This window comes from Caballeronia udeis (assembly GCF_044909315.1).
Taxonomy (GTDB): Bacteria; Pseudomonadota; Gammaproteobacteria; order Burkholderiales; family Burkholderiaceae; genus Caballeronia; species Caballeronia udeis_A.
The window spans coordinates 255,189-280,726 of the sequence record NZ_JBIYEB010000002.1; the positions used below are offsets into that span (position 1 = coordinate 255,189).

The 25,538-nt window shown below is 62.4% G+C and carries 23 protein-coding genes; 9 read left to right on the top strand and 14 right to left on the bottom strand.

Features of this window, described 5'->3' with window-relative positions:
• Positions 1 to 13: 13 nt before the first annotated feature.
• Complete coding sequence (locus ABH944_RS03885) at positions 14 to 649, top strand: group III truncated hemoglobin (RefSeq protein WP_404604504.1); 636 nt, start codon at positions 14 to 16, stop codon at positions 647 to 649.
• A gap of 75 nt (positions 650 to 724) precedes the next feature.
• On the opposite strand, the gene moaE is transcribed toward ABH944_RS03885, so the two are convergent.
• The 3 genes from moaE to ABH944_RS03900 are packed head-to-tail and all read right to left on the bottom strand — an operon-like array spanning position 725 to position 2,704.
• Positions 725 to 1,204: a molybdopterin synthase catalytic subunit MoaE gene (gene moaE / locus ABH944_RS03890; RefSeq protein ID WP_404604503.1), complete on the bottom strand. Its 480-nt coding sequence runs from the start codon at positions 1,202 to 1,204 to the stop codon at positions 725 to 727.
• 1 nt (position 1,205) lies between these two features.
• Positions 1,206 to 1,463 (bottom strand): molybdopterin converting factor subunit 1, encoded by a 258-nt coding sequence (gene moaD / locus ABH944_RS03895; RefSeq protein ID WP_404604502.1) that lies wholly within the window; start codon positions 1,461 to 1,463, stop codon positions 1,206 to 1,208.
• A gap of 8 nt (positions 1,464 to 1,471) precedes the next feature.
• A complete protein-coding gene (locus tag ABH944_RS03900) occupies positions 1,472 to 2,704 on the bottom strand; it encodes a molybdopterin molybdotransferase MoeA (RefSeq protein WP_404604714.1) in 1,233 nt (410 codons plus the stop codon).
• Positions 2,705 to 3,065: 361 nt separating this feature from the next.
• Here ABH944_RS03900 and ABH944_RS03905 point away from each other — a divergent pair, with 361 nt between their 5' ends.
• The 6 genes from ABH944_RS03905 to ABH944_RS03930 all read left to right on the top strand — a co-directional run bounded on the left by ABH944_RS03905 (position 3,066) and on the right by ABH944_RS03930 (position 8,356).
• Positions 3,066 to 3,611, top strand: coding sequence for an NUDIX hydrolase (locus ABH944_RS03905; protein ID WP_404604501.1), 546 nt, complete (start codon positions 3,066 to 3,068; stop codon positions 3,609 to 3,611).
• A 15-nt stretch (positions 3,612 to 3,626) separates the two neighbouring features.
• Complete coding sequence (gene aat / locus ABH944_RS03910; protein ID WP_404604500.1) at positions 3,627 to 4,376, top strand: leucyl/phenylalanyl-tRNA--protein transferase; 750 nt, start codon at positions 3,627 to 3,629, stop codon at positions 4,374 to 4,376.
• A 223-nt stretch (positions 4,377 to 4,599) separates the two neighbouring features.
• Complete coding sequence (locus tag ABH944_RS03915; protein WP_404604499.1) at positions 4,600 to 5,481, top strand: arginyltransferase; 882 nt, start codon at positions 4,600 to 4,602, stop codon at positions 5,479 to 5,481.
• Between the two features lie 129 nt (positions 5,482 to 5,610).
• Positions 5,611 to 6,651 (top strand): quinone-dependent dihydroorotate dehydrogenase, encoded by a 1,041-nt coding sequence (locus tag ABH944_RS03920; protein WP_404604498.1) that lies wholly within the window; start codon positions 5,611 to 5,613, stop codon positions 6,649 to 6,651.
• Between the two features lie 141 nt (positions 6,652 to 6,792).
• Positions 6,793 to 7,584: a cystine ABC transporter substrate-binding protein gene (locus ABH944_RS03925; RefSeq protein WP_404604497.1), complete on the top strand. Its 792-nt coding sequence runs from the start codon at positions 6,793 to 6,795 to the stop codon at positions 7,582 to 7,584.
• 112 nt (positions 7,585 to 7,696) lie between these two features.
• Positions 7,697 to 8,356: an amino acid ABC transporter permease gene (locus tag ABH944_RS03930; RefSeq protein WP_404604496.1), complete on the top strand. Its 660-nt coding sequence runs from the start codon at positions 7,697 to 7,699 to the stop codon at positions 8,354 to 8,356.
• Between the two features lie 27 nt (positions 8,357 to 8,383).
• On the opposite strand, the gene lepB is transcribed toward ABH944_RS03930, so the two are convergent.
• The 6 genes from lepB to ABH944_RS03960 all read right to left on the bottom strand — a co-directional run bounded on the left by lepB (position 8,384) and on the right by ABH944_RS03960 (position 17,010).
• Positions 8,384 to 9,091: a signal peptidase I gene (gene lepB / locus ABH944_RS03935; RefSeq protein WP_404604495.1), complete on the bottom strand. Its 708-nt coding sequence runs from the start codon at positions 9,089 to 9,091 to the stop codon at positions 8,384 to 8,386.
• A 104-nt stretch (positions 9,092 to 9,195) separates the two neighbouring features.
• Positions 9,196 to 10,176 carry a Gfo/Idh/MocA family protein gene (locus ABH944_RS03940; protein WP_404604494.1) on the bottom strand — a complete coding sequence of 327 codons (981 nt, stop codon included), beginning with the start codon at positions 10,174 to 10,176 and terminating at the stop codon, positions 9,196 to 9,198.
• Between the two features lie 370 nt (positions 10,177 to 10,546).
• A complete protein-coding gene (locus ABH944_RS03945; protein ID WP_404604493.1) occupies positions 10,547 to 11,302 on the bottom strand; it encodes a FadR/GntR family transcriptional regulator in 756 nt (251 codons plus the stop codon).
• Between the two features lie 348 nt (positions 11,303 to 11,650).
• Positions 11,651 to 13,285: a mannose-1-phosphate guanylyltransferase/mannose-6-phosphate isomerase gene (locus ABH944_RS03950; RefSeq protein WP_404604492.1), complete on the bottom strand. Its 1,635-nt coding sequence runs from the start codon at positions 13,283 to 13,285 to the stop codon at positions 11,651 to 11,653.
• Between the two features lie 84 nt (positions 13,286 to 13,369).
• Complete coding sequence (locus ABH944_RS03955; protein WP_404604491.1) at positions 13,370 to 14,851, bottom strand: flippase; 1,482 nt, start codon at positions 14,849 to 14,851, stop codon at positions 13,370 to 13,372.
• 173 nt (positions 14,852 to 15,024) lie between these two features.
• Positions 15,025 to 17,010 carry an alpha/beta hydrolase gene (locus tag ABH944_RS03960; RefSeq protein WP_404604490.1) on the bottom strand — a complete coding sequence of 662 codons (1,986 nt, stop codon included), beginning with the start codon at positions 17,008 to 17,010 and terminating at the stop codon, positions 15,025 to 15,027.
• Between the two features lie 209 nt (positions 17,011 to 17,219).
• Between ABH944_RS03960 and ABH944_RS03965 the strand changes: the two genes are divergently transcribed.
• Together ABH944_RS03965 and ABH944_RS03970 are read left to right on the top strand one after the other, a co-directional pair.
• Positions 17,220 to 18,179 carry a glycosyltransferase family 2 protein gene (locus ABH944_RS03965; RefSeq protein ID WP_404604489.1) on the top strand — a complete coding sequence of 320 codons (960 nt, stop codon included), beginning with the start codon at positions 17,220 to 17,222 and terminating at the stop codon, positions 18,177 to 18,179.
• Entirely contained in the window at positions 18,118 to 19,095 is a 978-nt protein-coding gene (locus tag ABH944_RS03970) for a glycosyltransferase family 2 protein (RefSeq protein ID WP_404604488.1), read from the top strand. The genes ABH944_RS03965 and ABH944_RS03970 overlap by 62 nt, the downstream gene beginning before the upstream one ends.
• 129 nt (positions 19,096 to 19,224) lie before the next feature.
• Here ABH944_RS03970 and ABH944_RS03975 read toward each other — a convergent pair whose 3' ends face one another.
• The 5 genes from ABH944_RS03975 to ABH944_RS03995 all read right to left on the bottom strand — a co-directional run bounded on the left by ABH944_RS03975 (position 19,225) and on the right by ABH944_RS03995 (position 25,357).
• Positions 19,225 to 20,328, bottom strand: a complete 1,104-nt coding sequence (locus tag ABH944_RS03975) for a glycosyltransferase family 4 protein (RefSeq protein WP_404604487.1) — start codon at positions 20,326 to 20,328, stop codon at positions 19,225 to 19,227.
• A gap of 91 nt (positions 20,329 to 20,419) precedes the next feature.
• Positions 20,420 to 21,538 (bottom strand): glycosyltransferase family 4 protein, encoded by a 1,119-nt coding sequence (locus ABH944_RS03980; protein ID WP_404604713.1) that lies wholly within the window; start codon positions 21,536 to 21,538, stop codon positions 20,420 to 20,422.
• Positions 21,539 to 21,711: 173 nt separating this feature from the next.
• On the bottom strand, positions 21,712 to 22,905 hold the full coding sequence (locus ABH944_RS03985; protein ID WP_404604486.1) for a glycosyltransferase family 4 protein: 1,194 nt from the start codon (positions 22,903 to 22,905) through the stop codon (positions 21,712 to 21,714).
• A gap of 107 nt (positions 22,906 to 23,012) precedes the next feature.
• Positions 23,013 to 24,698 (bottom strand): O-antigen ligase family protein, encoded by a 1,686-nt coding sequence (locus ABH944_RS03990; RefSeq protein ID WP_404604485.1) that lies wholly within the window; start codon positions 24,696 to 24,698, stop codon positions 23,013 to 23,015.
• Between the two features lie 128 nt (positions 24,699 to 24,826).
• Positions 24,827 to 25,357, bottom strand: coding sequence for a GNAT family N-acetyltransferase (locus ABH944_RS03995; RefSeq protein ID WP_404604484.1), 531 nt, complete (start codon positions 25,355 to 25,357; stop codon positions 24,827 to 24,829).
• Positions 25,358 to 25,538: the final 181 nt, after the last annotated feature.

Consider the following 25,538-nt stretch of genomic DNA (forward strand, 5'->3'; position numbering starts at 1 on the left):
AATCCGTAATCCCATGATCCAACCCCTGATTGAGCCTTCAGGCGAGCCGAACACCCCATCGACGCCATTCGTCCGCGCCGCGGAACCCGACGAAGCCAATATCCGGGAGCTGGTGGAGGCATTCTACCGGCGTGTCGACGATGACCTGCTGCTCGGCCCGATCTTCGCCCGCGAACTGGCTGGCCGCTGGGACGCGCATCTGGCAAAGATGACAACGTTCTGGTCGAGCCTCGTGCTCGGCACGAAGGGGTACAGGGGCAACGTTCAAGAGGCGCACCGGCCTCTCGGCGATATTGAACCCCAGCACTTCGCCAGCTGGCTCACGCTTTTCCTCGATACCGTCAACACCCGTTACGAACCTGCCGCGGCCGTGCAGTTCATGGAGCCGGCGCTGCGTATTGCGCAAAGCCTGCAACTGAGCAAATTCGGCTGGGACTATGCGATTCCTGACGCGCAACGTGCTTTGATGGCGTCGCTCAAACGCCTGCGCACGGGGAGCAGCGAGAACGAATCCGCGACAGAGTTGCCCGACTGGAGCCACGGCCAGCCGTTTCCGGTCAGGCTGTCGGGCGCTGAAGCCACCGAGCTGCGCGACGAGCCCAGTAACCGCTCAAGCAACCGGCCAGGTAACCAATCAGGCGACGCATGAGCCACGCATGAGCCACGCATAAGCGGACCTTCCCGGGCCCGCCTACAACCCGCCCGAGCTTGAGCGCCGCTTCTATTACTCTCCTGCCCGCGCCGCCGGCTCGGGGTCCCACCGCGCGAGCGCAGCGTCGTCGGATTCGCGGGCGTCGACCCATTTTTCCCCGTGTTCGGTCTTTTCCTTCTTCCAGAACGGCGCCTGCGTCTTCAGATAATCCATCACGAACGCACACGATTCGAACGCTTGCGCCCGATGCATGGCGGTTGTCACAACCAGCACGATCTGGTCGAGCGGCAAGAGCTTCCCCACGCGATGCACGATCAGCACGTCCGAACCCGGCCAGCGTTCCCGCGCCTGCGCCGCGATCGCCTCCAGGGCCTTTTCGGTCATGCCGGGATAATGTTCCAGTTCCATTGCCTGGACGGTTTGGCCCTCGTTCAGGTCTCGCACCGTACCGACAAAACACGCCACAGCGCCCACCTTCGGATTGTCGGCGCGCAGAGCGGCAACTTCCGTGCTGATATCGAAACCGGCTTCCTGCACGCGGACTCGGGTCATTTCAGCCCCCCGTGACGGGCGGGAAAAACGCGACTTCGCAGCCTTCCGTGATGCGTCGCGCCGGGTCTGTCATTTCGTGATTGCACGCCATGCGCAACGAGCGGCCCTCGGCGAGGGTTTCCGCCCACGCCCCGCCGCGCATGCGCAGCCATGCCCTTACGTCACCCACGCTGGATACGCTGTCCGGCACGTCCACACTCTCGTTCGCCACGCCGAGCGCTTCGCGCACACCCGCAAAAAATCTCAATTCGACTTTCATGATTGCCTTCAACGCATCAGTTCTGAAAACGGGATGAAACGCACGGTCTCGCCGGCCTGGATCGCGTGATCCGGCGGGTTATCGATCAGACCGTCGCCCCAGACCGTCGACGTCAACACAGCCGAGCTTTGATTCCCGAACACGTCCAGCCCTCCCGCTTCGTTCACGCGGGCGCGCAGGAATTCGTTGCGCCGGTCGCCCTTTTTCTGCGTGAAATCGGCGCGCATGGCATACACGCGCGGCTCGACTGCCTCCACGCCCGCCAACCGCAGGATGAAGGGACGCACGAACAGCAGGAATGTGCAGAAGCTGGACACCGGATTTCCCGGCAATCCGATAAAAAACGCCTCGCTGCCGTTTGGTTCCGCCGCCTCGCGCCGCACCGCGCCGAACGCGAGCGGCTTGCCGGGTTTCATCGCGATCTGCCACATGGAAATGCGCCCTTCGGCTTCGACGGCCGGCTTCACGTGATCTTCCTCGCCGACCGACACACCGCCGCACGTAAGGATCAGGTCGTGCTCGCGCGCCGCGAGCCGGAGGGTTTCACGGGTTGCGTCCAGCCGGTCACGCACGATACCGAGGTCCGTCACGTCGCACCCCAGCTTGGCGAGCAACGCACACAGCGTGAAACGGTTCGAGTTGTAGATCGCGCCGGAACGCAACGGCTCGCCGGGCATGGTCAGTTCGTCACCGGTAAAAAACACCGCTACGCGCACTTTGCGCACCACTTCAAGCGCAGCGCTTCCCACCGATGCCGCTAGCCCCAGCGCCTGCGGCGTAAGCTGCGCGCCAGCGGGCAGAATCACCGAGCCGCGGCGGATATCGGCACCTTGCTGCGTGATCCATTCGCCCTCCGGCGGCACGTGCGAGAAGGTCGCGCCGGAACTGTCGGCGCGCACCATTTCCTGCATCACGATACTGTCCGCGCCCGGCGGTACGGTGGCGCCGGTGAAGATCCGTGCAACCGTGCCTGCAGCCAGCGGCGCGGCCGTCTGGCCAGCCGGCACGCGCTGCGACACAGGTAGCGTCACGGTGCTCGATTCCGACGCCCCGGCAAGGTCCGCAGCCCGCACCGCATACCCGTCCATGGAGCTGGTGCGCATGGGCGGGACGTCAAGCGGCGACACGACCGCCGCGGCCAGCACGCGCCCGAGCGCATCGAAGATATCAACGGTTTGTGCGCCGTCCACCCGGCGCGCTGCCGCCAGCAAAGTGGCGAGTGCGTCGGCGGTGGACAGCATTGGCGGGCGTGAAGCGGCGGGCGTGGTGGACATCGTCGGGGGATTTGGGTTGGCCGTGAAAGGTGAAATGGGCAGCGCTGAAATGCGCGGCAACCGAAGCACTTATTGTAGCGAGAACCGGGGTAGCGAGAACCGGGGCAGCGAGAATCAGGGTAGCAAGAACCGCCGGCCAGACGGCCGCCGGATGACGCCCGATCCGGGCTCATCGGTCATCGGGACAAGTGCAGGACAAACATGCACCCCGGACGTGCACCGCAGCCGTGCGCCCTGGCTTCGCGACCTCTTTTTCGCGTGGCGTCCGTGCTGCCGCTCGCCCCAAGCTCGGTGATACACTCGCACGACACTTTCAGACTTCTCCCCTATGAAATTCTGTTCCGTCTGCGGCCACGAAGTCAGCCTGAGCATTCCGCCTGGCGACAACCGACAGCGCTACGTTTGCGATAATTGCGGCACGGTGCATTATCAGAATCCGCGCAACGTGGTCGGGACCGTGCCCGTCTGGGACGACAAGGTGCTGCTGTGCCGGCGCGCGATCGAACCGCGCTACGGCTACTGGACCCTGCCGGCGGGTTTCATGGAAATGGACGAAACCACCAGCGAAGGCGCCGCACGCGAAACGCTCGAGGAAGCTGGCGCGCGCGTCGAAATCCAGAGCCTGTTCACGCTGCTGAACGTGCCGCACGTGCATCAGGTGCACCTCTTCTACCTTGCCAGGCTGCTGGATCTCGACATCGATGCAGGCGAGGAAAGTCTCGAAGTGAAGCTCTTCGACGAGAGCGACATCCCCTGGGACGAGATTGCCTTCCCGACGGTCGCGCAGACGCTGCGTTTCTTTTTCGCCGACCGCGCTGCCGGCAACTACGCGCTGCACACCGGCGACATCTTCCGCTCACTGCGCGAAGGCTGAGCGCCCCTCCGAATCATGGTTCCATGGCTCGCCTCCGACGATCCGTTCCCCCCTGTCGAGCGTGCGCTCGGCGAGGCGAGCGGCGCGCCCGGCTTGCTCGCGGCCAGTGCGGAATTGCAGGGCAGCCGTCTTGTGGATGCGTATCAGCGCGGCATTTTCCCGTGGTATTCCGACGGCCAGCCGGTGCTTTGGTGGAGTCCCGATCCGCGCATGGTGCTGATTCCCGAAGAATTCAAAGTCTCCGATTCGCTGCGTAAAACGCTGCGGCGCGTGTTGCGCGAGGCATCGTGGGAGATTCGCGTGGACGATGATTTCGCCGCCGTGATGCGGGCGTGCGCGCAGACGCCGCGGGAAGGTCAGCGCGGCACGTGGATCACGGCTGATATTGTGGAAGCGTATTCGTCGCTGCATCGCGAAGGCCGCGCGCACAGCATTGAAACGTGGTTCGAGGGCAAGCGCGTGGGCGGTCTTTATGGTGTCTCGTTCGGGCGCATGTTTTTTGGCGAATCGATGTTCGCGCACCGCACCGACGCCTCGAAAATTGCGCTCGCGGCGCTCATCGGACACTTGCGCCACCATAAAATAGAGATGATAGACTGCCAGCAGAATACGTCGCATCTGGCGTCGCTGGGCGGCCGGGAGATCTCCCGCAAGGTATTTGTGAGACATCTGCGCGGGGCGGTCGGTCAGCCGCCGATCCCGTGGCAGTTCGACAAATACGCGCTGCTGGAGACACTTCGGGCACCGCTGCTTGCGCCTGAATGAACGGGGCCGGTTCAGGCGAAGGACGCCAGCCGATTCAGCGCATGAACCGCAGCCGGCGACCGGTAATACCACCTTTGATATTCTCGAACCAATCCAGCACCATCGAACGTGATGTATAGCAGGCAAGATAGCGACACGACCGAGGTTTTCCACCCTCCATCGAACCGCTGCGGCACGGTTGGGGTGGTGAGCAAGATAGACGCTTAGAACGAGAGCTGCCAACGTGACTCACCCCAATGAGCTGCCGCTTTCTCCGCTTTCGGCGTTGCAATTTTATGCAACGGCACCGTATCCGTGCAGCTATCTGGACGGGCGCATCGCGCGCTCCCAGGTGGCCACTCCCAGCCACCTGATCAACTCCGACGTCTACACCGAACTCGTCAAGGCCGGTTTCCGGCGCTCGGGCGTCTTCACCTATCGCCCGTATTGCGACGGCTGCCGTGCGTGCGTGCCGGTGCGCGTGCCTATCGACCGCTTCACGCCGAACCGCACCCAGCGGCGCGTCTGGAAACAGCATGGCGACCTGATTGCGAGCGTGGCACCGCTCCACTATGACGAGGAGCATTACGCGCTGTATATGCGCTACCAGTCGGCACGGCACGCGGGCGGCGGCATGGATCGCGACAGCCGCGACCAGTATGAGCAATTCCTGCTGCAAAGCCGGATCAACTCGCGCCTGGTTGAATTCCGCGAGCCCGCACGGCCCATACCCGCCGGCAATCCCGTGGAGCCCGGCGCGAACCCGGCTGGCAGTCTTGCCGAAGACGCCCCCGCTCCCGGCACCTTGCGCATGATCAGCATGATCGACATCCTCGGCGACGGACTTTCGTCGGTTTATACATTTTTCGAGCCCGGCCTGCCGCATACCAGTTTCGGCACTTACAACATCCTCTGGCAGATCGAGCAGGCGCGCAGCCTGGATTTGCCCCACGTCTATCTCGGCTACTGGATTCGTGAGAGCGACAAAATGGCGTACAAGGCGAATTTCCGGCCGCTGGAAGGCTTGATCGACGGCCGCTGGGACTTGCTCGACCCCACCACCATGCACTCCGCCGGAACGCCTCCCATGCCCGGCAAGATGCCCCCGGACAGACCACGGCGCTAGGGGCCCACCGGCTCTTAAACGGCCCTTTTTGCAGTCGTTTTCATCCGTGCGCCACTGCTTTTCGGTATGGCTTCGCAAAGCCGTTAAAATGGCGCGTCTTAATTTACGCCTTTCCGGCCTTTCCTCCTCGTGTTCAGCTCTCTCTACCCGCTCGCCCGCGCGCAACTTTTTCGCATGGATGCGGAAGACGCCCATCACCTGACGCTTCGCATGCTCGGCGCCGCCGGCCGCACCGGCCTGGCCGGCATGCTCGCCGAGCGCGCCTCCGATTCGCCGCGTACCGTCATGGGCCTGAGTTTTCGCAACCCGGTCGGGCTCGCAGCGGGGCTGGACAAAGACGGAGCATGTATTGACGGACTGGCGTCGCTCGGGTTTGGATTCATCGAAGTGGGGACGGTCACGCCGCGCGCGCAGCCCGGCAATCCGCGCCCGCGCATGTTTCGCCTGCCCGATGCACAGGCGCTCATCAACCGGCTTGGGTTCAACAACCGCGGTGTCGATCAGTTCGTCGAGAACGTGAAGGCGGCGCGGTATCGTGGCGTGCTGGGGCTGAACATCGGCAAGAATGCCGATACCCCCATAGAACGCGCTGCTGAAGATTATTTGTACTGCCTCGAGCGGGTGTACCCGTTCGCAAGCTATGTGACGATCAACATCTCGTCGCCGAATACGAAAAACCTGCGCCAGTTGCAAGGCGCCGGCGAACTCGACGCGCTGCTCGGCGCGCTGAAGGACAAGCAACAACGGCTCTCCGACATGCACGGCAAGCTCGTGCCCCTCGCGCTGAAGATCGCCCCTGATCTGGACGACGAGCAGGTCAAGGAGATTGCCGCCACCTTGCTGCGTCACAAGATTGATGGTGTGATTGCGACCAACACCACGCTGTCGCGCACAGCCGTGACGGGCATGAAACACGGCGATGAAGCCGGCGGGCTGTCGGGCAAGCCGGTGTTCGAAGCGTCGAATGCGGTGATCCGCAAGCTGCGCGCGGAGCTGGGCAGCGAGGTGCCGATCATCGGCGTAGGCGGCATCATGTCGGGCGAGGACGCGCGCGAGAAACTCGCGGCGGGTGCAGCGCTTCTGCAGATCTACACCGGCCTGATCTATCGAGGCCCGGCGCTCGTGACAGAATGCGTCGAAGCGCTGGCGCGGACGAGCGCCGCTGCATGACCGGGTCTTTCCGGGTCTTTTCTTCTTAGCATGCTTGGCTCATATCCACATGAGCAAACGATCTGAAGACGGCATTGCGTTTTAGCTATCATCGCCGCACTTCAGATCACCGATAAAAACCAGGACAAAGGCAAATAACTCATGAAACTATCTCTCTTCAAGAAAGTGCTCGTGGCAGGCTTGATCGGCGCATCACTCTCGGCTGTTGCCCACGCTGAAGACCTGCTGGATTCGGTCAAGCAACGCGGCACGTTGCGCATTGGCCTGGAAGGCACGTTTCCCCCGTTCAACTCGAAGACGCCGCAAGGTGAACTCGTCGGCTTCGACGTGGATATCGCAAAGGCGGTTGCAGCGAAGCTCGGCGTCAAGCCCGAGTTCGTGACGACCGAATGGAGCGGGATCATTGCGGGCTTGCAGGCTGACAAGTTCGATGTGATCGTCAATCAGGTCGGCATTACCGATGCCCGCAAGCAAACGCTCGATTTCTCGCCGGCCTACACGTATTCGAATGCGCAACTGATTCAGCGCAAGGACGACACGCGGGACTTCAAGTCGCTTGAAGACCTGAAGGGCAAGAAGCTGGGCGTGGGTCTCGGCACGAACTACATGGACATGGCGAAGGCCGTTCCGGGTATCGACGTAAAGACGTATCCGGGTGCGCCCGAGTACTTGCGTGATCTGGCGTCAAATCGTCTGGACGCTGCGTTGAACGACCGCCTGATGCTTGCGTACCTGATGAAGAATTCGCAGTTGCCGCTGCGCACGGGTGCGAATGTGGGCCCGGGCAATCCGTCGGGGATTCCGTTCAAGAAGGGCAATCCGAAGTTCGAGAAAGCCATTGATGACGCGATGACCCAACTCGAAGCCGATGGGACGTTCACGAAGATTTCGGACAAGTGGTTCGGGATCGACGTAACGAAGCCGGCGAAGTAAGCCTGCACAGTCAATCCGGACCCTCAAGCGTTCGGCATCGGGGCGGCTTCTTAAGGATGCCGCCCTTTGCATTTGATGCTCGCCTCCGACGTTACGCCTACTTTATTCCTTCATGTCCACGACATCCCTGCTCGTTCAATCCATACCGGCCCTTGCACAAGGCGCTGTCCTGACGATCAAGTTCGCGGTCTATTCGATGTTCTTCGGCCTGATCGCGGGCACCGTGCTCGCGATGATGGGCATCAGCCGAAGCCGCACGCTTGTCGGCATGGCGCGCGCTTATGTGAGCGTGATGCGCGGCACGCCGCTGCTGGTGCAGATCTTCGTGATCTATTATGGGTTGCCGAGCCTGGGTATTTCGCTTGATCCGACGCCGGCGGGGGTGATCGCCTTGTCGGCGAATGTGGCGGCTTATCTTTCCGAAAGCATGCGCGGCGCCATTCTCGGGATCCAGAGCGGGCAGTGGCTCGCGGCTTATAGCCTGGGCTTGTCGAGGATGCAGACGCTGCGGTATGTGATTGGTCCGCAGGCGCTGCGGATTGCCGTTCCCAGCCTGTCGAATAGCCTGATCAGCTTGATCAAGGATACGTCGCTGGTGTCGGTGATCACGGTGACGGAATTGCTACGGAGTGCGCAGGAAGTGATTGCCGCTACGTATCAGCCATTGCCGTTGTATCTCGCCGCCGCCGTCGTGTATTGGGTGTTGTGCAGCGTGCTGGAGTTCGTGCAGCGGCTGTTTGAACGCCGGTTGGCGTTGCCGGGGAGGCATTGAGAAAGGGAGGGTTTCGACCCTCTCAACTCAGGACTTGCCCGTTGGCGCGGCCGCCGCATCCTCGTCCAGCCGCGCCCCAAACCTGTCCAGCCGCGGCATATGATGCCGGTCCGGATCCAGCGAATACGCTACCCGTGTAGCCCGTCCCATCAACTCATTGCGTGGGAAAAACCCAAAATACCGCGAGTCCGCGCTGTCATCCCGGTTATCTCCGAGCATCAGGTACTCGCCCTTGGGCACGGTCACCGGCCCAAACGAGCGCCTCGGACTGGGCGCCAGCACCGACAAGCGCACGACATGCGTAACGTGCCCAAGCTTCTCGTCCAGATACTCGCCAGGCGAAGACGCATCGCCCTCCACTCCCGTGATATCGACCGGCTGATAACCCGCTCGCTTGCCGTTGATATAAAGCACGTTGTCACGCATGGCAACCACGTCGCCGGGAAGCCCGATCAAACGCTTGACGATCAGCTCATGTGCCGCCGATGAATCCACCGTCACGATATCGCCGCGCTGCGGATCATGCAGGTGCGCAATCGCAATGTGCGTGAACGGGATACGCAGGTCGTACGCCATCTTGTCGACGACAATCCTGTCGCCCTCACGAATGGTCGGCAGCATGGAGCCGCTTGGCACCACATTCCAGTCGGCGATGGCGCTGCGGAACAGCGTCATCAACACCAGGAACGCAATCAGGTTCCGATTTTCGCGCCAGAGTCGGGGTAACAGTCGCATGATGGTGTGGAATGCCGGCGTTTAAGGACGACGTAGCTTAACGTCGAAAGCTGAAATGAAGCTTAAATCAAGTCGCGGGGCCGGCCCGCGCTTATTCGGTTTCCTTATTCAGCTTCGAAAGGGAACCGCACGCCGAGGTCGCGGCGAGCGGCATCGGTGATGGAGATCATCTGCATGGATACGGCATGCCGCATGATCGGGCTCTCAATGGCGCCGTCGCGCAGCAACTCGCAAAAGTGCGTAGTCTCGTAGTTCAGGCCACCGCCCTCGAACGGCTCATCCAGTTCCACGGTCCGGCCATCCACATAGCGGACCGTCGCGCGCGCGGGGTTCCACCAGTTCTCGTGGATCGTCACCGTGCCACCGGTTCCAGCAAGCAACGCATCGCCCTTGCCTTGCAGATCCAGACCGCAAAACAACTGCGCGACGCCGCGTTCATGGCGCACGTTCAAGCTCGCAAACGTGTCCACGCCCGTCTGCCCGATGCGCCCGAAGGTCTGCACCTCCAGCGGCTCACCCAGCCAGTCCACCGCGAGAAACGCTTCGTAGATACCAATATCGAGCAACGCGCCGCCGCCCATTTCCATGGAGTACGAGGGATGCGTAAGGGGCACATTCGCGATCGAACAACCCGCGCGAACCAGGCCGATTTCACCAATGGGATCGGCAGCAAGATGATCGCGCAAGCGCCGGTATAGCGGATAGAACGGCGGTTTCATCGCTTCCATGAACAGCAGCTTCGATGAACGCGCCACGTCGATCATCTCCTGCAACGCCCGCGCGTTGACGGCCGCCGGTTTCTCGCAGAGCACCGCCCGGCCGGCCTGGAAAGCACGCAGCGCGTATTGAGGGTGGCTGTCCTGCATCGTCGCGATGTACAACGCGTCGATGTTGTCGAGCAGTGCATCGAAGCTCTCATACGCCTTGGTATGAAACTGCCCGGCGAATGCGGATGTCGACTCGGGCCGCCGCGACCAGACGCCGCCAAGCGTCGTGCCCGGCACAAATGCCAGCCCTTCGGCGAACCTGCGCCCAATATGCCCCGCGCCAACGATGCCCCAACGGATCGTGCTCTGTACGTTCATCTGTCCCGCTCCCTTGCCCCAAGCATGGTGAATGGTCGGCCAAGGCCGGCGATGGCCACATTGTCCACTACGGAGGCGGTCTGCGTGAAGCGTGAACGATGCGTGCACAACGCTTCGCGTTGCCACCACACGGGCATCGCGTTCTGATCACAAAGCTGCGGGGAAACGGCTGCGGATTGTCGTTCGGCGCTCAAGCCATCAGGGAACCATCAGGCGTCGATGCCGGGCAGGATTTTGAAGTGAAACGTTTGCGTTAGTGAAAACCCGAACAGGGCGCTGTTCGCGCCCGGCCACGATGAACGTGACCAGAAACCTCGGGCCAGCCTCGCCACGCCGGAACCGTCCCGGAACGCGAAGCTTCGAGCGCGTATCAGGCGCCGGCCGATTCGGACTCGCCAACCGGTGGCGACGAACTGTCCTCGCGGCGTTCAAGCGAAAAAGCTCGCCCGACTTCCTCCGCGGTGACATCGATCAGCGTGCTCATCGCGCGCTCGGCCACAGCGGCGTCGTGTGCCTCGATCGCCTCCACCACGCGGCGCTGCGCTTCGAGCGTCGCGTCGCGCATGGTCGCAATGCCCGCCACGATCGGATAGACCGTTACCAGCGCGCCCCGCACGATAGCCGTCATCTGCTGGAAGAACTGGTTGCCGCTCGCGGCCACGATGCGCGTATGCAGCGCGACGTCAGCGGCCTGGTACTCGGGCTCGCTGCCGTTGAGCGATGCCAGCGCGTCGAACGCAGCGCGAATTCCGCTCACCTCGTCCGGCGTTGCACGGACCGCCGCCAACGCGGCCGCACGCGGCTCGATCAACATTCGGAACTCGATCACGTCGCGCAGGAACGCCTGGTCCGGCGTTGCCCGGAAGCGCCAGCTCACCACGTCCTCATCGATCAGCCGCCAGTCGCTCATCGGCCGGATCCGCGTGCCCGTCTTCGGGCGCACATCCAGCATATGACGCGCGAGCAACATGCTCAATGCCTCTCGCATCACGGTCCGACTCACGTCGAACTCCTTCGACAAGACGTCCTGCGGCGGCAGGATCGCGCCGTACTTCTGTTCGACGATGCCCGATACGAGCCCGTCCATCACCTTGGCCACCAGTGATCGCTCTTTGTTTTCGTCCATCACCCCTCTCCCCTTGCGCCCTACATTGTGTCCCTGCACATCCGGCGTGCTTCCCCAAGCTCGCCGAAAGGCCCGGTGAGCACTGCTTATTCTTCAGACCAATAGAATCGGTCAGATCAATCAGCAGCTCTGCGCCGTGCACGATAAATTGCGTGTTCAATACCGCTGACGCCAGTCGGAATGTCCCTCTCAAGGGTTATCCCTTTACCTTTGCATCTCGCGGTACTGCTTCGGCAATCGCTGTATTAAGTAGTTCTTGATGCTTTTGATTTAAGTGCTTCGTAACGCCTGTCTTCATGCTTGTTGCCATGCTCATTGCCCGCCGGAGCACCCTGTCTTCGCCGGTGTTCAGCCTGCTGTCTTCTTCTCGGTCACGCGTCCGTACTGATCGTCGAAGCGCACGATGTCGTCCTCGCCCAGATACGTCCCCGACTGCACCTCGATCATTTCGAGCGGTGTTTTACCGGGGTTTTCGAGCCGGTGCGTGGTACCGAGGGGAATGAACGTGGACTGGTTCTCGCTCACCAGGAAGGTTTCTTCCCCGCGGGTCACAAGCGCCGTGCCGCGCACGACGACCCAATGTTCCGCGCGATGATGGTGCATCTGCAGCGAGAGCCGTGCCCCCGGTTTCACCACAATACGCTTTACTTGAAAACGCTCACCGTGATCGATGGAATCATAGAACCCCCAAGGCCGCTGCACCTTGCGATGATCCTGCGCCTCGGCGCCCTTGGCGGCCTTCAGACGCCCTACCATGGCTTTCACTTCCTGCACGCGATCTTTCGACGCCACCAGGATCGCATCCGCGGTTTCCACGACCACGACACCCGTCACACCGACGCACGCCACCAGACGACCGTCCGAATGCGCGAAGCTGTCCGCCGAGCCTTCGAAGATCACGCGGCCGCGAGCAACGTTGCCGTCATCGTCCTTGTCCGACATGTCCCATACGGCGTCCCACGCGCCGACATCGGACCAGCCGGCGGCCAGCGGCACCACGACGCCCGTAAACCGCGGCTCCTGCTCAATACGCTCCATGACGGCGAAATCGATTGAATCGGAAGGGCATGCTTCGAACGCCTCGACATCGAGTTGCGTAAAGCCGTCCTGATGCAGGCCGCGTTCGAACGCGATCATGCATGCGGCGTGAATGGCGGGCTGGAAGTGCTCGATGGCTGCAAGCCACACCGACGCCCGGCACACGAAGATGCCGCTGTTCCACCAGTATTCGCCGGAAGCCAGATACTGCTCGGCAATCTCCCGCCGCGGTTTTTCGACGAACCGTTCAAGCACCCGTGCCTGAGGGATGCCGTCACCGGCGCTTCCCAGGGCCGCGCCGGCCTTGATATAACCGTAACCTGTTTCGATCTTGTCCGGCACGATGCCAAGCGTAACGAGCGCGCCACTCGCGGCATGTTCGATCGCTTTCGCGATCGTGCGCCGGAACGCGTCAAGGTCGGACACGGCGTGATCGGCGGGCATGGCGACCATCACGGGGTCGTCACCGGATGCAGCCGCCAGTGCTGCCAACGCTGCAAGCGTGAGCGCCGGCGCCGTGTTGCGGGCGCAGGGTTCGAGCACGATGCGCGCCGGGCGGCCGTTACGCTCGATCTGCTGCGCGGTCAGCAACTTGTGCTCCGTGCCGCACACCACGATCAGTTCTTCAGCGGTCGCGAGATGCACGCTGTCATGGCCAGCCGTTGCCGCATCGAGACCGTCAAGACGGCGCAACGTGGCTTCGAGCAGCGATTCCGCGCCCATGAGTTCGATGAGTTGCTTGGGGAACTGCTGGCGTGAAAGAGGCCACAGACGCGTGCCGGACCCGCCGGCGAGAATGACCGGTTGCACGCGAACACGCTCGGCGCCCGTCTTGGCAGCGCCGGTAAGCGGATAGTGGGACACGTCCACGGTGACTCCTGAAGCGTTGAAGCTGATTGAGGGCCGAACGCATCTGACAGGTGCGGACGCGTGAAAAACACGCATCGATTGATGCGCTATTTAAGCAGGCAAATCTATTTTGTTGTGTGCGCATGCGAACGCCCGCACGCTATTCGGTCAATCTGCCGTTCAAGGCACTTTATTCACCCTCACCCGGGTGTTGGGCAGCAATCTTTGCCGGAGACGCGAGACCACTTCCCGCAGTTCGCTCGACTCGCAGAACGACCATGCGAGGTTGCCGGCAATCAGCGCGACGGCTATCGCGGCCATGCCGCTGAGCGAGTCCATGGAGTCGGCGCACACGGTGGCAATCACCAGGAAAACCAGATGTCCGGCCATGTTCCGCACAATCGGCCGTGGCTTGAGCTTCGAGAAATAAAGGAACGCCGCGTAGTCGAAGAAGGCCTTCGCCACCACCGCCACGCCAGCGCCCAGCAGGCCGTACCAGCGAATGCTCAGCCACAGCACCAGCGCGAAGATCGGCAAACCAATCCAGCCGACCCGCGCGACCTGTGCCGGATTGGCCTTGGCCTGGATCAGCACTCCGATGATGCTCGACTGCCCGGCAAGCCACACGCCAATTACAAGGATGCGTCCGACAGGTGCCGACTGCACTGCCATCTCATGGCCGAGCCAGACGTTCAGGAACGGCGCCAGCGCGAACAACGCGACCACCACGCATGGCGTGAATGCGCAGTTCAGGAACGCGAGCGCCTGGTGCGAAAGCTCGTCGGCGTGCTCGCTCGCGGAAGCTGAAAAGCGCGGGAACAGCGTGCGCAACATGGCGCTGGGCAGCAGGTTCAAGCGCGTCACCAGGTTTTGCGGGGTGGCGTAATACGCGACGTATTTGGCGCCCAACATGGAACCGATCACGACCCGGTCAAGCGTGGTCGCGATCATGTTCGCGCCCGAGAACAGCAACAGCCAGCGGCCATAATTGAAGAGTTCGCGAATCAGCGGCCATTCCGGCTTCGAGATGCGCTTGATACCTATCGCACGAAACGTGCCGTAGCCAAGCAGCAGGGCCGCCAGGAACCGCGCAATGACGGCTGCCGGCACAACCACTGCCAGCGACGGCGAGATCAGGTACAGCGCGGCCAGCGGCAGCAACTGGAACAGGAACGTGCCGATAGTCTGGTTGGTGTTGAACAGGGCAAACTTTTCCATCCCGCCGATAGCGCCGCTGAACACCCACGAGATATTGGCAATAGGCACGGCGAGCGCAATCCACGGCAGTGCATGCAGCACTTCGGCCTGGAACACCGGTTCGATGGTCGCGATATGCACGACATACACGTATGCGCCGAACCAGATCAGCACCGCGCCGACGAAACCAGTCGCGAGATTGAGAAAAAATGCGCTCCAGAAGATGCGCTCGATAGTGCCGTCGTTGGACTGGCGCGCCTTGGCGATATGGTTTTCCGTCGCCATCGAAATACCGAGATCAAGCACGCTGAAATAACCGATCAACGCCCACACCAGGTTGATGACGCCATAGCGTTCGATCCCCATGCCGTGAATGTAGGCGGGTACCGTCGCGAGTGAGACGAACACGGGCAGGATGAGCCCGGCGAAATTGATCGCTATGTTCTTGAGAAGACTTTTTTCCATTGAGCAACGGGCCGATTACAACAAACTCACACAGGACGAATCAAGGCACCGCGTCACAGCTCGCGGTGAATGCAGGCACGTTGCAGCGCACGGGTGATGCACGTTCAAGTGCACGCAGCAGGTGCCTGCCCGAAGGTCAGACGAATTACATGCCAGAGTAAAGGGGTGCCACATCAGGGTCTGTACGCAGACGAACGCATTGCGCCGCGGCCCTCGATCTCTTGCAATTCTTTACATTCTTTAGGTTCATCGCGATTCGAGCGCCTTGCCATGTCGGTGCGCATCTCGACGGGCCGGCCGGCACGGGCTGTGAAACTCGGCAGCAACGCACGCAAGCGTGCCCAGCCGAGGCCACCGCGTGCAGCTTGCGGTGGCTCGCCCTGCACGAATTGAACGAACGACGCCATCATTTCCTCACGCGCCGAGTACGAAAAACACGCGTGATCGAGCGTCTCGCGATGAACGGTTTCCACGTTGCGCCACTTGCGCATCCGCCGTCCGCCCGCACCGAAAAACACGGCGAACTCGTCCATGCCCGGATCTCCCGCGCCGTAGACGAAGCGAATCTTCACGTCGCGCTCACTCAGCCCGCGAACCATCGCGCGCACTCGCGAACCCGCGGAATCAGTGCCGATAGTCCGCTCGGCGAAATACGCCACGCTGGCTTTAAGGCGTGCACCCAGGTGCCGTGCCAGTTCGTTCACGATAGGCGCGAGCCGCCGTTGGCCACGCAACACGCGCTTCCATTTACCCACCGTCTTGAAGGAACGCATGAAAGTGCTGGTCGCCGTCCTTGGCCGGTTGTCGTTCACAGCGAACGACATCGGATCTTCCGGGAAATCAAACTTGGGCGCGTTCACGAGCACCAGCGAGCGGATGTGGGGACTCACCGGCGCCGCGTGCAGGCAAACGTAGGCGCCCGAGCAAACCGCGAAACACGAGACTTCGTCGAAACCGCGCTCGGCGAGGAATGCTGCCGCGCTCACCACATCGTCGCAGCCGGCGCGTGAAAACAGCAGCGAGAGCGGGCGTTTGTCGACAGGGGCGGCGCTGTCTCCGAGCGTGCCCACGTCGAATCGCAGCGACGCAAAACCCTGGCGCGCAAGCCGGCGGGCCAGGGTCACCGAGATGCGCGCATCGCCTATCCGATGGGTCGCGCCCGGGTTGACAAACACGACCGAGCGGCGCGACAGCACGCCCTCTTCCGGTTCGCACAGGATGCCGAACAGGCGGCCGTTGTCGAAGACCACGGGTGTTTCGCGCACGCCATCAGCAATGAGCACGGGGCTTTCAGATGGCTTGGCAACTGACTCGGCAATCGGCGATTCAGCCTGCCCGGTCACACCCAACCACTCGACGATGCGGGCAATTGCCTGTCGCGGTGTCTCGGTCACGCCGGATTCCTGCATGAATGCGGCACATTCGTCGAAGGCTTCGAACTGTGCATCCGCTCCTGCGGCGCTGCAGGCGTCGACAAGTTTCTTCGAGCGTGAGGGATCGTAAGAATCGAGCACGAGCAAGCGTCGCGGCGCTCGCTCCGCGAGCCGCGTGTCCCGCAGCAGCTCGAACTTGCTCAGCATCGCGACGCTCGACGCGATCAGGCGGTGCCCTACCGCCTCCGCATAGTCGGCATCAGCGGGCGGAGGTTCGACATGAATGCCGCCTGTTTCAAGCCAGTTCTGCTGCAGCAGACGCAGTTCACGCAGATATTGCCTGCCCGACAACACGGGGGCGAGCAGCACCAACTGATCGACTTCCGCCTCAGCAGCCACCATCGCTGCGAGCGTGGCGCCCAGACGCAAGCCGCACAGGGCCACTTGCGTGACCCCGGTCGATTCTTTCAAATAGGCGATCGCCGAACGAATGCTTCGCAACCAGCGCTCCATCTGCTCGCCGTCTTCCGACTCGCCAGCCGAGTCGCCGGTGCCGGCGTAGTCGAAGCGAAGTGTCGGCGCACCTGAGTCCGCGAGCGCTTCGGCGAAGACGCGCCAGCCCTTGTGGACCCACATCGCCTCGCGGCCGAACGGCTGGCAGAGCACCACGCCGTACGTGGCGGCTGGCTTCCCCTCGTGCAGCCAGCCAAAGCAGTGGTCGAAAATTACAGGCGTCATCTCGAAGTTGCGCCCCGTTAGAGCGTCGTTATTAAGTTGTCTGCGCATTACACTTTCACTACGCTGATGATTCAGTGCGCCCGCACACACTGTACAAGCGCACCCTGATACTTCCGCCATTGCGCGGCCTTGTCCGCCACCGTTATTCCCCCGATGTTCGATGTCCAACAGACGGCTTTTTCATTGCGCAGTCAAATAGCGCATCACGCCGTGTCGTGCATGCGCGGCACAGAACAAGAAAATGCCGGGGAAAACACATGGTCACCGCTGTTCACCAACCCAGTCCGTCCGATGCGCCGCGCTTCTCGGTATGTATCTGCACGCGTAATCGCCCGGGGGATCTCGCGCGTGCATTACGTTCGGTTGAAGCCTCCACCTATCCGGCGCACCAGATCGTGGTGTCGGACGACAGCACCGACACGCTCACCCGCGAAATGATGGCCGCAGACTTTCCGCGCGTCGTCTTCCTGGAAGGACCGCGCCGCGGACTTGGCGCAAATCGCAACTGCGCGCTTGACGCGGTGACCGGCACGCACGTGGCGTTCATCGACGACGACGCCACGCTCAGCACGGACTTCCTTGCTCAGATGGCCGAGTCGCTCAAGCATGGCGGGCAGCATCCGGAGAAGCTGATTGTTACGGGCTACGAACTGAATCGCGGTGAACGCGTTTATGCCAACGCGACCACGTTCCTCGGTTTCCAGTCGCGGCCTTACCTGGCCGGCGACCATCACGGCACCGTGGTCATCAACAGCGCGGTTTTCCCCGCGTGGCTCTTCAAGCTGATTCGCTTCGACGAGCATCTGGTCTACGGTTATGACGAAGTGGACATCGTCATGCGTGCGACGCTGCAGGGAAAATGCGTGGTCCGGCTTCTGCCGGAAGTATTCAACTCGCATTTTCCGTCGACGGTGAATCGCGACTACTATGCGGCGTTCCTCGAAGCCTCACGTATCTACGTGACGCATAAACGCTACCGCTGGTTCGAGCGCAACCGCCCGAAAGCCGCGCTGTTCCTTACGCTTGCCGTTGGACACAACGTGCTGCACAACCTGCGGGCACATGGACCCAAAGGGCTTGCACGCAGCGCTCGCACGGTTTCGCGCGCGATCGCCTACATTCGCCGATACACCCCCGAAGGACTCGCCCTACAACATGAAGATCTCCGTACTCGTACCCACTTATCGTCGAACCTCGGATCTCGCTCGCTGCCTTGATGCGCTCTCGCGGCAACGGCGTGCACCGGACGAAGTGCTGGTGGTGTGCCGCGGCGCCGACGAAGAAACGCAAGCATGGCTCGTGATCGAGAAATCGCGCGCGCGCCTGCCGCTGGTCAAGGTCGAAGTCGCCCAGGGTGGCCAGGTCGCCGCGTTGAACGCGGGTCTCGACGCTGTCACCGGCGACATTGTCGCTATCACCGACGACGACGCCGCGCCGCGCCCGACGTGGCTCGAACGCATCGAATGCCATTTCGCGAACTCGCCGGACGTGGGCGGGGTCGGTGGGCGCGACTGGGTGCATGAGCATGGCGCGACGCTCGATGCTTCGGAGCCGGACGTCGGCCGCTGGCAGTTCCCGGGCCGCGCGATCGGCAATCATCATCTGGGCGTGGGAGCCGCACGCGACGTCGACTTCCTCAAGGGCGCGAACATGAGCTATCGCGTGAGCGCAATCCGCGGCAATGCCATTCGCTTCGATACCCGTCTGCGCGGAACCGGTGCACAGGTCAACAACGACATGGCGTTTGCGTCCGCGGTGCGGCGTGCAGGCTGGCGTCTTGTCTACGATCCCGCCGTGGAAGTGGATCATTATCCGGCGCAACGTTTCGATGAAGATGCACGCGCCGTGCGCGGCAGCCGGAGCTGGGTCGCGATCGAAAACGAGTCGTATAACCTGCATCTGATCGTGCGTGACGAGTATCGCGGTGCGGGCCGGGGCATCGCCTTGCTGTGGCTTACCGTGGTGGGACACGGTGCATGCCTCGGCTGGGTCAATCTCGCGCGTTCCCGCTTCATCCATCGCGAGGCGAGCGCATTGCAGCGTTGGCGCGCAGCGCGCAGCGGCGCGGCACTGGCCAAGCGCGATCATGCACAGCGGCGGCTGGACCGGGTGGAAAGCGAATTCGCGGGTTGATTGAAACTGCCGGATGTAAGCGGACTCAGGCAGCAGGCAGCGGTTAATAAAAACGGCGATCAGGTAACCTTGATCGCCGTTTTTTCATCTACAGTAACGGCCACGAAAAGTGGCCAATCGGGCAACCGGTCACGCTACCGGCGCTCGCCGTGTCGACGGCTGGGCCTGCCGTTCTGCACGCTGCGAAATTGCTTGCTCATACACGGCAAGATGTTCCGCACACACGCGCTGCACCGAAAAACGCTCGAGATCCCGCTTCGCACGCGCGGCATATTGCGCACGCACCGGTGAATCCATCAGCAGCCATCCCACCTTGGCTGCCAGTTGCATCGGCTCCTGAGGCGCGACGAGCACAGCCGCAGTGCCGTTTTCCAGCATCTCGGGAACCCCGCCCACCTTCGTCGCGACAATGGCACAACCCGCCTCCCGCGCTTCGCTGATCACCAGCGGCCCGGGCGCCTGATGCGCAGCAAACACGAAAACATCGGCTTCGGCCAGATATGCACGGGGATCGGCGACGAATCCCGTAAACTGGACATAATTCGCAATGCCAAGTTGTTCGGCTAGCCCTTCCATCAATCCGCGATCAGGGCCATCTCCCACCAGATACAGCTGCGCATCCTGCGTCTGCCGCACATGCGCGAACGCATGCAGCAGGTCGGCAATGCCGTTGCGCTCGAACATGGCCGATACGCACACCACATTCGGATGCTGCAAGTGCAATGGCCGCGGCATCTGCCGTCCAAAACGCGGTGAACCCATTGTGCCGCTCGTCACTACGCTCAAGGTGTCCGCCATCACGCCCCGTTCGAGCATCGCGTCTCCCACCGCGTGGCTCACCACGATCACGCGGTCGCCAAAACGCATCAGCGAAGCACTTTTCTGGATATCGTGATGGACGGTGGTCACCAGCGCGAAGTGGCGACGCATGCTGCCGAAGCGCGAGATCAACGCGCCGGTCATCATGTGCGCGTGCACGATGTCGGGATTGAAACGCTCGATCAACCTGCCAAATCCGGCGATCATGGCCGGCACACGCCAGGGCTGACGCGACTGTTGCAGCAGCGAATGCGTGACGCCATGGCGCCTCAGCAATGGTTCGAAGGCACCTCCCGAAGAGGCAACTGCGACGTCGTGTCCGGCGCGTGCCTGCATGCACGCCAGATCGACCATCGCGTTGACGGTGCCGTTGCCGATGCATTGCGCATGCGTGGCCAGGTGAACGATTTTCATGACTAGTTCTGGTTCGAGGTTGAGCGGCGCCTGGGGCACCGGGGCCCTTCTTTCTTCTTGCTGGTAGCTACGGGTACTGCTCTCTCATTCATTACGAGTCGATGGCTTCGCGATACACCGCAGCCGTCTGCGCCGCGATCACAGGCAGGTCGAAGTTCGAGCGCGCATACGCACGGCATTCAGCTTCACCGGGAAGGACCCGCTTGCCAAGCAGCGCGCCGGCGAGCCCTGCCCCCAGTGCCTGAAAACCGCCCGACTCCAGCACCAGTTCCGGGCTCAGCGGAGCGACCGCTTCGGGCAATCCGCCCACCGGTGTCACGATCACCGGCGTGCCGCTTGCGAGCGATTCGATGGTGGTCAGGCCGAAGCCCTCCAGCGCCGTTGTCGGCACCACCGACACGTCTGCCGCGCGATACCAGAGCGGCAGCGCTTCGTCGGCGACAAAACCCCCGAGACGCACATGCTGCGACAAACCGCGATAGTCAATACGCGCCTGCAAGGCCGCCATCAGTGGCCCCTTTCCGGCAATGGTCAGGAGTACGTCAGGCACTTGCTGGCGCACGATGAACATGGCGTCGATCAGGTCTTCCAGGCCCATGCGCGAGACGAGACGGCGCACGCAGAACAGCATGGGGCGGTCTTGCGGAAGCCCCAGCGCTGTTCGTGCGGCACGCCGGTCGATGTCAGAGCTGAAATGATCGACATCGACACAGCCCGGCACGATACGAATGGTCCGCGGGTTCACGCCATACTGCTTGTGCAACACGTCCCCAAAAGCCTGCGACAGCACAATGTGCAGTTTGCCGCGCTGATACACGTGCCGTTCAACCGCGCGCCTTAGCATCACATTCGCGTGACCGCGTGCGCCGTGCGCGGACTCATCGCCCCAGGGGCCGTGAAAATGAATCACCTTCGGCACGCGCGAAAACTTGCCGAGCACGGGCGCGGCGTACAGCGCAAAGTGCGCGGCAACCACGTCGGGCATACGGGCGTTACGCAGTTCGACCGCGGCACGCCGCAAGCCGACTACGCGCTTCGCCAACGGTGCATCGGGTGCGGCAAACGGCGTCACCACGCCGTGGGTCGAGATCCGTACGTTTTCGCTTCCCGCGACGAGGCCTCGCACCGTGACGCCCTGAGCCGGCAGCGACTCGATCAACGAGGCGACCATGCGGTCGAGGCCGCCAGGACGCTCGTCGAACCAGTTCATGCCGATCTGCAGCGAGTCGATGGCCCGCGGCTTTGGCGCCGGGCTTGACGCGGCGCTCGAAGTATTGCCCGAAGCCTGGTTCAACGGTCTGTTCGCATTGGTCGGCCTGGGCGCGCGGTCCGCGGTGGCAGTGGTCGTGCTTGCGCGCGTGGTCATTGATTTGATGGCGGTATTCATGTCTTCACCGATACGGTCTCTTGGGCAGCACGCGCGTTTCGGCGAGCGGCCTTGCGTGTTCCTGCAATATCTTCGAACAGCGCGAGATAGCGCGCCGCCATGGTCTGCCAGGACAACGTCGCGGCCAGCGCCTGAGCCGCCTGGCCCATTTCGCGGGCACGCAGCGGGTCGGTTGCAATTAGCGAGATGGCTTTGGCAAGCGAAATTTCATCGTCGGGATCGTCGAGGACAATGCCGCACTCCTGTGTGACCACCTCCGCACCACCGGTCGTGTGCACGGTAATCACCGGCAATGCGGACGCAAGCGCCTCCAGCAGCACCAGGCTCATAGCCTCGTAACGCGAGGGGAACACGAACGCATCGGCGCAACGCATCAGCGTGGGCATATCGCGGATCATCCCGACGAAATGCACGCGATCTGCAACACCGAGCGCGGCTGCCATGGCCGGATACGGACTGTTCTCCACGCCGCCGGCCACCGCGAGGTGCACGTTGGGGGGACACTTGACGAGCGCGCGCAGCACCGTGTCGAGGTTCTTGCGCGCGGTGCGCAGGTCTCCGGCGAACAGCAGCATGAACGGGTCTTCGGGCAACTTGAACCGCTCGCGCTGCGATGTCTGCGACAGGCCCGGAGAAAACTCCACGTTATCCACACCGTTATGAATGACGTGAATCTTGTCGCGCGACATGCCCAGCGATACCAGTTCCGAACTCACTTTCTCCGACACCGGCACCAGCACGCGTGCATGCCTGAACGCCCAGCGTTCACACCACGCATTGAGCCGCGTGAATAATAATTGATACGCGGCGTACAAACCGCCGGTCAGGCGAAACGGGTAATAGCCGCTCTCGTACCAACCGGTGTGGACGAAGTGGATGGCGTTCACGTCCGAACCCGTCCACGCAATAAAACCATTGACCTGCACCACGTCGAATCCATCACGATGCGCACGAATCCACGCAGCAGCACGCAACGCGAACATCTGGTACTGGAGCAACCGCGTGGGCACCCGGCTGGCGGGCACACGGACAACGGTGATGCGTGGATGCCGGCTCAACGTTTCGTCGACCTTGGTGCTGAGCAGCGTGACCGAATGGCCCGCGGCAAGCGCCGCCCGGACGACCTCGTAGTTGACGCGCCCTTGCCCGTCGTTGCGGCCGACGGTATGGGTGACGATAAGCAAATTCATACGGTCCTCGTTGGATACGGAGTCTTCTGCCGTGCTGTCCGGTGTCTGGCCGGCTCTCGCAGGCCGACTGTGCGGGCTATACGGATTGGGCCGATCGGCGACGGCGCTCATGTACGCAGCTTCAGCTTGGAGGGCAGCGCGATGTTCCGCTGCGCCTCGGTTCCTGCCGTTGCCTGGTCTGGCGTTGCCGCCGCGTCCGGACGAACGGCGGCTGCGCGCGCCGCCCGATGTTGAATCTCGCGTGCATAACGCCAGCCGGTAACCGGCAACATCACGCCGATGAAAAAGAACATGCCGCCCGAGCCGATCAGCGTATTGACGAATACCATCATGGCCAGCACGCCGAACGCCGCAGCCGCGCCGGCCACGGCAAAGCGGTCGTTCTTCCTGGCGAAGCTGGCAACGAACGCGCGCAGTATCAGCATCAGCAGCCCCGCCGTGTAGAGCAACGTACCGGGCCATCCGAGCACGTAGGGCACCTCCATCAGGCCGCTGTCGAAGTCGACGTTATTCGACGAGCCATCGCCCGAGAGCTTCGAGCCGAGACCGGTCATGCCAAGACCCTGCCCCGCGATATTCGTGGTCATCTCGGAGAGGAAGTGGTCGTAGATCTCGGTGCGAACCTGATAGCTGTAGTCGTTATCGAGCTGGGTCACCGTGGAAAAGCGCGCCATCGCCTTGTCCGAGATTTCATCGATCATGGCGACCGGCGAACACAGCAGCACGATCACCGCGACACCGCCGACCAGGCGCAGGCGGCTGCGGCCGTCGAGCATCACGAACAGGTACACGAGCCCGATAGCAAGTCCGCCTACCACGCTGCGGGACATGGTGCCGATCAGCGCGGGCACGGCCAGGCCGCCTGCGAGGAAGGCCATCTTGTTGCGCGCGGCGAGCGTCATCAGCAGGCAGGCCATCATCGCGATGGCGAACGGTCCCGACGAATTCATCGTGCTGGAGACGCGCATGCCGAACGGCAGTGGCACGCCCTCGGAGATCATGCCCGACTGCACCAGCCAGAACGCGTCCCAGGGCGGCGGGCTGACGTACTGGTACACGCCGTACGCCGCAATCACGAAGCCCCCGAACACGAAGGTCTTGAGCATCGTGCGGTGATACTCGGGGTACTGCCGCCACGTCACCAGGATGTGGAATGCGATCAGCACCGGGAACAACCACGAGATCAGCGTATAGGACGCAGCAGCAATCCCGGCGCCCACCATACCGATCACATAGCCATAGAAGATGCCAAGCACGATCAGCGTAAGCGGGATCGCACGCCGCTGCATCAGCACACGGAAATGGGTCAGCAGGTTCATGCCGCACAGCGCGGCCGCGATCACCGGCGCGAGCATGATGAGGCTGCGGTCGCTGAACGTGCCGTTGAAGTAGTCGGACAGGCGCCGCACTTCCGGCGTGAGGAAGAACAGCCACACGACGAATGAAAGATAGTGCGCGGGCGAACGTTTGTAGAGAATCGCGGCGACAAGGACAGCGCCCGCCGGATAGAACAGTTCCAGCACACGGCTCTGATGCAGGACGAGCAACAACCCCGTGAGCGCGGCAAAGGCCAGCGGCGCGATCATCATGCGGCGCCGGCGGCTCAACTCCGTACGCTGCTTCAACTCCGCTGCATCGGCCGCGAGCTTCGCCGTGCGAGCCGCTTTCGCTGCAGGCGACAATGCAGGCCTGGACACCATCTTCTCGCGCTGCGCCATCCGCGGCGTCTTCCAGGTCTCGACGCGCCCGTCCTTCGGCTCGTCTCGCCCATTCGTGATCGAAACACTCGACATCGTTAAATCCTGTGAAGGAGAGGTCGGCGTCGTGTTCGTGCAATGCACGTCACTCGCGTCCTCTGTGTCATTTGGAAACGTCTAATGCCGACGTTAGGCCCCTGCAAATTACGTATTTCTGAACAACTTCAAACTTCCTCGACCGTATCGACGAAATCCGGCTCGCCGGCATCCTGGCTCGGCCGGCCGTTATGACGGCTCTTGCGTATCAGCCCGATCAGGCGAACCCCGCGCTCGACAAACGGCCCCTGATCCTTGCGAAATCCGAATGCTTCGTAGAAACCGCGCAAGCTCACCGGGGCCAGCAAGCGCACACCGCGCCCGGGCCACCGCTCGCCCGCTGCCGCAAGCACCCGTGCAATCAGCGCCGCAGCCGTGCCGTCGCCGCGCCGTAGCGGGCTCGTGAGGATCTTGTCCACCATGACCACGCCCGCTTCCGCCGGCCCTGCGCTGCCCTCGTGCAACCGCGCGTAGGCCATGACAGGCATTGGCCGCGAGATGTCATCGACTGCAAACACGTGGAGGGACGTTTCATCGCGCCCGTCCGGGTCCAGATGCACATGGGACTGTTCGACAACGAACACAGCGCTTCGCGCCCGCAGGATCAAATACAGCTCCCGTGCGGTGATTTGCTCGAAGTCGAGTGCTTTCCAGTTCATGTGCCGGTCCTGCTCCAGATAAAGCCGGCGACACCGGCTTGTTCGATGTTCATACCTTAAGTCGTTGACCACTTAACTTCCGTGCGGCATCGCACCGACGCAACCCCTTGCTAATCCGTTAAATACGGTCAACCGAACCGCAATCGGCGAATGACGAACTGCCGCGAGAAAGAGCCTGGAA

Bases quoted from the DNA above. Each gene is read 5' to 3' on its own strand.
- ABH944_RS03985 (WP_404604486.1), bottom strand. From the start codon at position 22,905: ATGAATTTGCTTATCGTCACCCATACCGTCGGCCGCAACGACGGGCAA.
- ABH944_RS03995 (WP_404604484.1), bottom strand. From the start codon at position 25,357: ATGAACTGGAAAGCACTCGACTTCGAGCAAATCACCGCACGGGAGCTG.
- ABH944_RS03940 (WP_404604494.1), bottom strand. From the start codon at position 10,176: ATGAACGTACAGAGCACGATCCGTTGGGGCATCGTTGGCGCGGGGCAT.
- ABH944_RS03900 (WP_404604714.1), bottom strand. From the start codon at position 2,704: ATGCTGTCCACCGCCGACGCACTCGCCACTTTGCTGGCGGCAGCGCGC.
- moaE (WP_404604503.1), bottom strand. From the start codon at position 1,204: ATGACCCGAGTCCGCGTGCAGGAAGCCGGTTTCGATATCAGCACGGAA.
- lepB (WP_404604495.1), bottom strand. From the start codon at position 9,091: ATGCGACTGTTACCCCGACTCTGGCGCGAAAATCGGAACCTGATTGCG.
- aat (WP_404604500.1), top strand. From the start codon at position 3,627: ATGGTTCCATGGCTCGCCTCCGACGATCCGTTCCCCCCTGTCGAGCGT.
- ABH944_RS03965 (WP_404604489.1), top strand. From the start codon at position 17,220: ATGGTCACCGCTGTTCACCAACCCAGTCCGTCCGATGCGCCGCGCTTC.
- ABH944_RS03960 (WP_404604490.1), bottom strand. From the start codon at position 17,010: ATGCGCAGACAACTTAATAACGACGCTCTAACGGGGCGCAACTTCGAG.
- ABH944_RS03930 (WP_404604496.1), top strand. From the start codon at position 7,697: ATGTCCACGACATCCCTGCTCGTTCAATCCATACCGGCCCTTGCACAA.
- ABH944_RS03975 (WP_404604487.1), bottom strand. From the start codon at position 20,328: ATGAAAATCGTTCACCTGGCCACGCATGCGCAATGCATCGGCAACGGC.
- ABH944_RS03980 (WP_404604713.1), bottom strand. From the start codon at position 21,538: ATGAACTGGTTCGACGAGCGTCCTGGCGGCCTCGACCGCATGGTCGCC.
- ABH944_RS03945 (WP_404604493.1), bottom strand. From the start codon at position 11,302: ATGGACGAAAACAAAGAGCGATCACTGGTGGCCAAGGTGATGGACGGG.
- moaD (WP_404604502.1), bottom strand. From the start codon at position 1,463: ATGAAAGTCGAATTGAGATTTTTTGCGGGTGTGCGCGAAGCGCTCGGC.
- ABH944_RS03990 (WP_404604485.1), bottom strand. From the start codon at position 24,698: ATGTCGAGTGTTTCGATCACGAATGGGCGAGACGAGCCGAAGGACGGG.
- ABH944_RS03970 (WP_404604488.1), top strand. From the start codon at position 18,118: ATGAAGATCTCCGTACTCGTACCCACTTATCGTCGAACCTCGGATCTC.
- ABH944_RS03905 (WP_404604501.1), top strand. From the start codon at position 3,066: ATGAAATTCTGTTCCGTCTGCGGCCACGAAGTCAGCCTGAGCATTCCG.
- ABH944_RS03925 (WP_404604497.1), top strand. From the start codon at position 6,793: ATGAAACTATCTCTCTTCAAGAAAGTGCTCGTGGCAGGCTTGATCGGC.
- ABH944_RS03955 (WP_404604491.1), bottom strand. From the start codon at position 14,851: ATGGAAAAAAGTCTTCTCAAGAACATAGCGATCAATTTCGCCGGGCTC.
- ABH944_RS03885 (WP_404604504.1), top strand. From the start codon at position 14: ATGATCCAACCCCTGATTGAGCCTTCAGGCGAGCCGAACACCCCATCG.
- ABH944_RS03950 (WP_404604492.1), bottom strand. From the start codon at position 13,285: ATGCGTGTTTTTCACGCGTCCGCACCTGTCAGATGCGTTCGGCCCTCA.